The sequence below is a fragment of the Modicisalibacter coralii genome (assembly GCF_004117855.1).
Lineage (GTDB): Bacteria > Pseudomonadota > Gammaproteobacteria > Pseudomonadales > Halomonadaceae > Modicisalibacter > Modicisalibacter coralii.
In genome coordinates this window covers 24,213-31,694 of sequence record NZ_QWBW01000046.1, presented here as the reverse complement: position 1 = coordinate 31,694, position 7,482 = coordinate 24,213, and the positions used below count along the sequence as shown (strand labels likewise).

Below are 7,482 nucleotides of genomic sequence, written 5' to 3'. Positions count from 1 at the left end.
GGCCTCGCCGAGCAGGATCAGCTTGTCGGCCTTGAGCGCCACGGCGGTCTGCTGGGCGACTTCGGCGGCATCGAGATCGAACACCTCGCCGGTACTCGAGAAGCCCAGCGGCGGCAGGATCACCAGGGTGCCCCGGTCGAGCAGCGAGCCGATGGCCGTGGCGCGTACCCGGCGCACCTCGCCGGTATGGTCGAAATCGATGCCCTGGCGCACGCCGAGCGGCTTGGCCATGACCAGATTGCCGGACACGGCGGTGAGTTCGACACCGTGCAGCGGGGTGTTGGGCAGGCCCAGCGACAGCCGTGCCTCGAGCCACAGGCGCTGTTCGGCGGCGACACGTTCCACACGGCGCATGATCTCGCCGTCGGCGATCCAGCGGCCGTCATGGCGCACCGGCTCGATGCCCGCTTCGTCCAGCGCCGTGCCGACCTGCGGGCGAATGCCGTAGACCACCACCAGCCGCACACCCAGGGTGTGCAGCAACGCCAGATCCTGGATCAACTGCTCGCCACGCCCGTTGGCTATCGCCTCGCCCTCGATGAGGATGACGAAGGTTCGGCCGCGATGGGCGTTGATGTAGGGCGAGGAATTACGGAACCAGTCGACGAAGGGTAAGCGCGTGTGCACGGCCTGGGGAGCTCCGGCAGCGGTGAATGGCAGAAGGGACGATGCCGCGTGCTGACGCGGCCCTCGAAGGAACGACTATATCAGAGCCCACGAAAAGGCGGGACTCCCCGAGGGACGTCCCGCCGTCGTGCCAGCACCGCCTGAACGGGCCTCAGAAACCGAACATGCCCTTGAACATGAAGAAGAACACGATCGCCAGCAGCGCCCCGGCCGGCAGCGTGATCAGCCACGACAACACGATGGTGCCGATCACCCGCAGGTTGAGCGCCGCCATGCCGCGGGCCAGCCCCACGCCGAGCACCGCCCCCACCAGGGTATGGGTGGTGGAGATCGGCAGCCCGGTCCCCGAGGCCAGCACCACCGTGGTCGCCGCGGCCAGGGTGGCGGCGAAGCCGCGGCTGGGGGTGAGTTCGGTGATGCCGGTGCCCACCGTGGCGATCACCCGGTGGCCGTAGGTCACCAGACCGACGACGATGCCGCCGCCACCCAGCACCAGGATCCACCACGGCAGGGCCGCCGATCCGGAGACGTTGCCGTGCGAGGCGACCACGCTGATCACCGCGGCCAACGGCCCGACGGCGTTGGCGACGTCGTTGGAGCCGTGGGCGAAGGCCATGGCGCAGGCGGTGAACATCATCAGCACGGCGAAGACCCGCTCGACGCTGGAGAAACCGAAGCTGTCGCCGCTGCGCTTCTTCTCGCGGTTGACGCGATTCTCGAGCAGGATGCCCAGCACCATGATCACCACGCCGATGGCGATGGCGATCAGCACGCTCTGGCCGAAGTTCAGGTGCAACCCGACATGGGATAGCCCCTTGACCAGGGTGACCATGGCGATGATGAAGCCGACCAGGAAGATGTAGCCCGGCACGTAGCGCTTGGCGGCGGCGAACGGGTCGCTGTTCTCGAAGATCAGGATCTGGACCGACCGGAACAGCACATAGCCGATGGTCCCGGCGAGCAGCGGCGACACCACCCAGCTGGCGACGATCTGCCCCACCTTGGGCCAGCCCACCGCGTCCACGCCCAGCCCGGCGACGGCGAAACCGACGATCGCGCCGACGATCGAGTGAGTGGTGGAGACCGGCCAGCCGCGCGCCGAGGCGATCAGCAGCCACAGCCCGGCGGCCAGCAGCGAGGCGAGCATGCCGTAGACCAGCAGTTCGGGACTATTGGTGAGCAGCGCCGGGTCGATGATTCCCTTGCGGATGGTCTCGGTGACCTGTCCGCCGGCCAGCCAGGCGCCGAGGAACTCGAAGATCACCGCGATGAGGATCGCCTGACGGATGGTGATGGCCTTGGAACCGACCGAGGTACCCATGGCGTTGGCCACGTCGTTGGCCCCGACCCCCCAGGCCATGAAAAAGCCAAAGACACAGGCGAGGATGATGAATACGTCGCCGTATTGCGCAATGATGGACATAGGCAGATGTTCTTCTGAGTGGCGTGAGTCGTCGAACCGGCAGCCGTGACGGCGTGCCGGCTCAGCGTGCGGTCAGGATCTGCAGACGGCTGCCGACGCGCTCGGCGCGGTCGGCCAGATCGCCGATCCAGTCGATGATGTTGTAGAGGAACATCACGTCGACCGGCGGAAGCTGGGCTTCCAGATCGAAGAGCTGACGGCGGATGATGACTTCCTGGTCGTCGGCCTGGTGCTCGAGCTCGTGCAGCTCGCGGATCAGATTCTGCATCAGATCGGAAACGTTGCGTCCGAAGCCGGACTCGAGCAGGTCCTCGAGTTCCTCCAGCGCCTTGCGCGCCTGGGAAACGGCCGCCACCGCGGTAGTGAGGTACTCGCGCATGGGCTGGGCGAGGCTGTCGGGAATCTGCATGCGCCGGCCGAGCATGATGCCGGTGATGTCCCGGGCGCGGTTGGCGATCTTGTCCTGTACGCTGATCAGCTCGAGCAGGTCGGAACGCGACACCGGCAGGAACATGGTGTTGGGCAGGTTTAAGCGCAACTGGGTCTTGAGAACATCGGCCTCATGTTCGAGATTGGTCACCGCCTCGCGGTACTTGGCCGCCTCGTCCCAATCGCCGGCCTGGGTGGCGTCGAAGAACGGCAGCAACTGATCGACGCACTCGCTGGTCTTGACGATGTGGGCCAGCAGCGGCTTGAACGGCGAACGCCCGAACAGCGCGGAAAAGGGGTTGGTGGTCACCATGTCGGCATCATTCGTCGGTTGTGAATGGCGGCGTCAGTATAGTGATTGGGGGCCCCAGCGTCATGAGGAATTCATCGAACCGTCATTAACGGAGCCCTGCTTATGGCTGAGGAAATCGAACTCAAACTCGCCCTCGGCGCCGACGGCGCGCGGGCGCTGGCCGAGCATCCCCGGCTGGCCGGCCAGCCTGCCCGCCGCGAGACGCTGACCAATACCTATTATGACACGCCGACGGGCGATCTGGAGGCCGCGCGGGTCGCGCTGCGCATCCGGCGCACGCCCGAACGCTGGCTGCAGACGCTGAAGACCGCCGGTCAGGGCTCGGGCGGGCTGTCGGCACGCGGCGAATGGGAATGGACGATCACCGGGCCCACGCTGGATCTTGCCGGCCTCGAGACACTGGCGCCGATGCAGACGCTGGGCCGCGACGTGCTCACGGCCCTCGAGCCACGCTTCACCACCGACTTCGAACGCACGAGCTGGCTGCTAGAGAGCGGCGAAGCGAGCGTCGAGGTGGCGCTGGATCGCGGCGAGATCCTCGCCGGGGAACACCGGGCGGCGATCGACGAGCTGGAACTCGAGCTCAAGCGCGGCACGCCCGAGGCGCTCTGGACGCTCGCCGAGACCTTCGCGGCCGAAGTGCCGCTGCGCCCGGCCAACCTGAGCAAGGCCGCCCGCGGCGCGGCACTGCGTGACGCCCACTGGCCGCTGCCGACCACCCCCGCGACCCTGCACGACGCCTCGCCGGCGGGCCGCTTCGACGCCGCGATCGCCGCCCTCGACGCCCTCGCCGACAGCGGCGATGCGGCGTTTCTCGGCCGGGCCCGCGATGCCCTGCAGACGCTGGCCGACGACGATGCGCTCGACGCCGCGATCCGCGAGCCGGCCGCCTCGCTGGCCGCTGCCCTGGGCGAACCGGACTGGCTCGACCGCGACTTCGGCCGCCACAGCCTGGCGCTACTGGCCGCCCTGCACCGCGCTTGAGCCCTTGGGAGAATCACTGCTTGTCTTCGCTACCCCCGGACAGACTCGACCTGCGTACCCGTCTCTTTCAGATCGTCTTCGAATCGGACACCCGCCTCGCCAAGGGTTTCGACATCCTGCTGATCACGCTGATCCTGCTCAGCGTCGCGGTGGTGATGCTCGACAGCGTGGCCAGCCTGCGCCAGCACTACGGTAGCTGGTTTTACGCCCTCGAATGGGGCTTCACGCTGCTCTTCAGCGTGGAACTGGCCGTGCGGCTGTACTGTCTCGACCGGCCACTGCGCTACCTGAAGAGCTTCTACGGGATGATCGACGTGCTGTCGATCCTGCCCACCTGGCTGAGCCTGCTGATTCCCGGCGCCCAGTCGCTGCTGGTGGTGCGCATCCTGCGCGTACTGCGGCTGTTCCGGGTGCTGCGGCTGGTGGAGTTCCTCGGCGAGGGCAACATCCTGCTGCAGTCGCTCAGGCGCAGCGCCCGCAAGATCCTGCTGTTCCTGGCCACGGTGCTGATGCTGGTGACCATCTTCGGCTCGCTGATCTATCTGATCGAGCCCCCCGAGGCCGGCTTCACCAGCATCCCCAAGGCGCTCTACTGGGCAATCGTCACCCTGACCACGGTAGGCTACGGCGACATCACGCCGATCACGCCCTTCGGCCAGTTCATCTCGGCGCTGGTGATGGTGATGGGCTATGCGATACTCGCCGTGCCCACCGGCGTGTTCTCGGCGGAGATGATGCGTTCGATCCGCGAGGAGCGCTATTCCGACGAGGCCTGCCCGGGCTGCGGCCAGGAGGGGCACGAGCGCGACGCGCGCTATTGCCGGCGCTGCGGCACCTGGCTCGACGAGGAGACCCAGGACCCACGCCGGCAACGCGACGCTAACGGAGAGACCGGCCCCGGCTGACGGGCCGGCACTCTGTCAGTGACGAAACGGGCTTGGAGTTCATTGGCAAACGCCGTGAACGATGGGCGCCGGGAAAGCCCATCCCCGACACCGGCTCTGAAAGGAACTCTTATTCGGTGAACGGCGCGGTATCGCCACGCCCTTCGCGGACGATGGTCGCTGGCAGTTCGCGCAGGTCGACCACGGTGGTGGGCTCCAGCGAGCAGGCACCGCCGTCGATGATCAGCTCGAGATGTGCCCCGAAGCGCTCGCGGATCTCCTCGGGATCGGTCATCGGCAGTTCGGCGTCGACCGGGATCAGGGTCACGCTCATCAGTGGCTCGCCGAGGGTCTTGAGCAGGTCGTGGGTGATGCGGTGGTCGGGCACCCGCACGCCGATCGAGCGCCGCTTGGGATGCAGCAGCAGCCGGGGCACCTCGCTGGTGGCGTTGAGGATGAAGGTATAGGGGCCGGGCGTGTGGCTCTTGAGCAGCCGGAACACCGCGTTGTCGACCTTGGCGTAGGTGCCGATCTCCGAGAGATCCGAACACACCAGGGTGAAGTTGTGCTTGTCGTCCAGCGAGCGCAGCCACTTGATCTTCTCGATCGCCTTCTTGTCGCCCAGGTGGCAGCCCAGGGCGTAACCGGAATCCGTGGGGTAGGCGACGACGCCGCCGTCACGGATGATCTTCACCGCCTGGTCGATCAGGCGTTTCTGCGGGGTTTCCGGGTGAACCTGGAAGAATTGGGTCATGGCCCCTCCTTGCCTTGCGATGGTCATGAGCGGCGATTTCGCCCGCTCCAGCCTACCAGCTAGCCTAGAGCTTACATCAGCCGACGGCGAATCCGCCCAGTGCGGGGTGCTGCCACAACGGCGCCACCGCGGTGCGCGGCGCCTCGCTCATGCTGCCCGGGGCGAGATAGCCCCCGGGAAAGTGAAAGTCGCTGCCCTTCGAGGCCAGCAGTTCGCGCTCGTTGAGCTGACGGGCCAGATCGCGGGTCTCGTCGGGGTTCTGGAAGCCGCTGATCAGCTCGGCCCCCGCCCCGCCGGCGTCGGCGAAATCGTCGAGCAGCAGGCCGCGCTTGCGCCGGGTCAGCTTGTAGCGCAGCGGATGCGCCAGCACCGCCACGCCGCCGGCATCGCGCACCCAGCCCACCGCCTCGCCGAGGTAGGGCCAGTGCATCTTGACGTCGCCGCGCTTGCCGGCGCCCAGGTAGCGCTTGAAGGCCGCGGCCATGTCGGGCACCAGTTCCGCGGCGACCAGTGCCCGGGCGAAATCGGGCCGGCCCAGCGGCCGGTCGCCCTCGACAGTGGCGCGGGCCCGTTCCAGGGCATCGTCGAGGCCGATCGCCTCGAGCCGCCGGGCGATCTCGAGGTTGCGCGCCTCGCGGGCCGCGGCCTGCGCGACGAGGCCGTCGACCAGGGTGCCGCGCACGCCATCGGGCAGGTAGCCGAGCACGTGAATCGTCATCCCGCGCCACTGCACCGAAAGCTCGGTGCCGGCGAGCAGCGCGATCCCCAGCCGTTCCGCCTCGCTGCGCGCCTCGTCGACGCCGGCCACGGTATCGTGGTCGGTGAGCGCCACATGGCTGAGCCCTCGCGACTGACACAGCTGCATCAGCTCGCCGGGCGCCAGCGCGCCGTCGGAGGCGGTGGAGTGCATGTGCAGGTCGATGGTGGTGGCGTCGGCGAAGGTCTCGGGGAGTGCAATCATTGGCATGACGCCGCGGGGCGTCTTTGTCAGAATGGGGGTCGGTCATGTTGCGCGCCCCGCACGGGCGGGTCAACGCCGTTCACACAGGACCCTGCCATGAAACTGCTCTTCGATTTCCTGCCCATCGCGCTCTTCTTCGCGGTCTACAAGCTCAGCGGCGACATCGTGCTGGCCACGCTGGTGCTGATTCCGGCGACGCTCGTCCAGGTGGGAATCACCTGGTGGCGCACGCGGCGCGTCGAGACCATGCAACTCGTCACCCTGGCGCTGATCCTGCTGCTCGGCGGCGCCACCGTGGTCTTCCACGACGCCACCTTCATCCAGTGGAAGCCGACGGTGGTCAACGCCCTGTTCGCGGTGGCCTTCCTGGTCTCGCCGCTGTTCGGTGGCAAGCCGCTGATCCAGCGCATGATGGGTCAGGCGATCAGCCTGCCCGGGGCGATCTGGACCCGCCTGAACCTGGCCTGGGTGGTATTCTTCCTCGCCATGGCGGCACTCAACGTCTACGTCTTCAAGACCTTCGACGAGGCCACCTGGGTCGACTTCAAGCTGTTCGGCATGCTCGGCCTGACCCTGGCGTTCATGCTCGCCCAGGGGGTCTACCTGAGCCGCCACCTGACCGCGACACCCGGCGGTTCCGACCGCTGAGGCATCCCCAACCTGCACGGAGGTTTCACGCCCATGCTCTACGCCATTCTCAGCGAGGACATCAAGGACAGCCTGGAAAAGCGCAAGTCGGCCCGTCCCGACCATGTGGCCCGGCTCGAGACGCTGCGCGACGAGGGTCGCCTGGTCCTCGCCGGTCCGCATCCGGCGATCGACGCCGACGACCCGGGCGAGGCCGGCATGTCGGGCAGCCTGGTGGTCGCCGAATTCGCCAGCCTCGACGAGGCCCAGGCCTGGGCCGATGCCGACCCCTACGTGATCGCCGGCGTCTATGCCCGGGTCAGCGTCAAGCCGTTCAAGAAGGTCCTGCCCTGACCCCTCCCCTCACCGGCGGCCACGGTCGCCGGCAAACCGGCCTCTTCATGCCCCGCCGCCCCTCGCCGGACTGACCCAGATCAGACAAACCGTCGGATGACGGTGTCGGCCATTGTGCCCGGGCGA

The 7,482-nt window shown here is 67.6% G+C and carries 9 protein-coding genes; 4 read left to right on the top strand and 5 right to left on the bottom strand.

Annotated elements, in window-relative coordinates:
• The 3 genes from argA to D0901_RS19490 all read right to left on the bottom strand — a co-directional run.
• The coding region (argA, locus tag D0901_RS19500; RefSeq protein WP_129141969.1) for an amino-acid N-acetyltransferase at window positions 1-627 on the bottom strand (627 nt) is incomplete at its 3' end.
• 151 nt (window positions 628-778) lie between these two features.
• Complete coding sequence (locus D0901_RS19495; RefSeq protein WP_129141968.1) at window positions 779-2,050, bottom strand: inorganic phosphate transporter; 1,272 nt, start codon at window positions 2,048-2,050, stop codon at window positions 779-781.
• Window positions 2,051-2,111: 61 nt separating this feature from the next.
• A complete protein-coding gene (locus D0901_RS19490; RefSeq protein WP_129141967.1) occupies window positions 2,112-2,792 on the bottom strand; it encodes a TIGR00153 family protein in 681 nt (226 codons plus the stop codon).
• 102 nt (window positions 2,793-2,894) lie between these two features.
• On the opposite strand from D0901_RS19490, the gene D0901_RS19485 reads away from it, so the two are divergent.
• On the top strand, window positions 2,895-3,776 hold the full coding sequence (locus D0901_RS19485) for a CYTH domain-containing protein (RefSeq protein WP_129141966.1): 882 nt from the start codon (window positions 2,895-2,897) through the stop codon (window positions 3,774-3,776).
• 20 nt (window positions 3,777-3,796) lie between these two features.
• Window positions 3,797-4,681 carry an ion transporter gene (locus D0901_RS19480; RefSeq protein ID WP_129141965.1) on the top strand — a complete coding sequence of 295 codons (885 nt, stop codon included), beginning with the start codon at window positions 3,797-3,799 and terminating at the stop codon, window positions 4,679-4,681.
• 109 nt (window positions 4,682-4,790) lie between these two features.
• Here D0901_RS19480 and D0901_RS19475 read toward each other — a convergent pair whose 3' ends face one another.
• Together D0901_RS19475 and D0901_RS19470 are read right to left on the bottom strand one after the other, a co-directional pair.
• On the bottom strand, window positions 4,791-5,414 hold the full coding sequence (locus tag D0901_RS19475; protein WP_129141964.1) for an L-threonylcarbamoyladenylate synthase: 624 nt from the start codon (window positions 5,412-5,414) through the stop codon (window positions 4,791-4,793).
• Window positions 5,415-5,490: 76 nt separating this feature from the next.
• Entirely contained in the window at window positions 5,491-6,381 is an 891-nt protein-coding gene (locus tag D0901_RS19470; protein ID WP_129141963.1) for a PHP domain-containing protein, read from the bottom strand.
• A gap of 90 nt (window positions 6,382-6,471) precedes the next feature.
• Between D0901_RS19470 and D0901_RS19465 the strand changes: the two genes are divergently transcribed.
• Window positions 6,472-7,023, top strand: a complete 552-nt coding sequence (locus D0901_RS19465) for a septation protein A (RefSeq protein WP_129141962.1) — start codon at window positions 6,472-6,474, stop codon at window positions 7,021-7,023.
• A 33-nt stretch (window positions 7,024-7,056) separates the two neighbouring features.
• Entirely contained in the window at window positions 7,057-7,356 is a 300-nt protein-coding gene (locus D0901_RS19460) for a YciI family protein (RefSeq protein WP_129141961.1), read from the top strand.
• The last annotated feature ends 126 nt before the right edge of the window (window positions 7,357-7,482 follow it).

Excerpts from the sequence above, each read along its gene's own strand:
- D0901_RS19495 (WP_129141968.1), bottom strand. The coding sequence starts at position 2,050 with ATGTCCATCATTGCGCAATACGGCGACGTATTCATCATCCTCGCCTGT.
- D0901_RS19490 (WP_129141967.1), bottom strand. The coding sequence starts at position 2,792 with ATGGTGACCACCAACCCCTTTTCCGCGCTGTTCGGGCGTTCGCCGTTC.
- D0901_RS19485 (WP_129141966.1), top strand. The coding sequence starts at position 2,895 with ATGGCTGAGGAAATCGAACTCAAACTCGCCCTCGGCGCCGACGGCGCG.
- D0901_RS19475 (WP_129141964.1), bottom strand. The coding sequence starts at position 5,414 with ATGACCCAATTCTTCCAGGTTCACCCGGAAACCCCGCAGAAACGCCTG.
- D0901_RS19470 (WP_129141963.1), bottom strand. The coding sequence starts at position 6,381 with ATGCCAATGATTGCACTCCCCGAGACCTTCGCCGACGCCACCACCATC.
- D0901_RS19465 (WP_129141962.1), top strand. The coding sequence starts at position 6,472 with ATGAAACTGCTCTTCGATTTCCTGCCCATCGCGCTCTTCTTCGCGGTC.
- D0901_RS19460 (WP_129141961.1), top strand. The coding sequence starts at position 7,057 with ATGCTCTACGCCATTCTCAGCGAGGACATCAAGGACAGCCTGGAAAAG.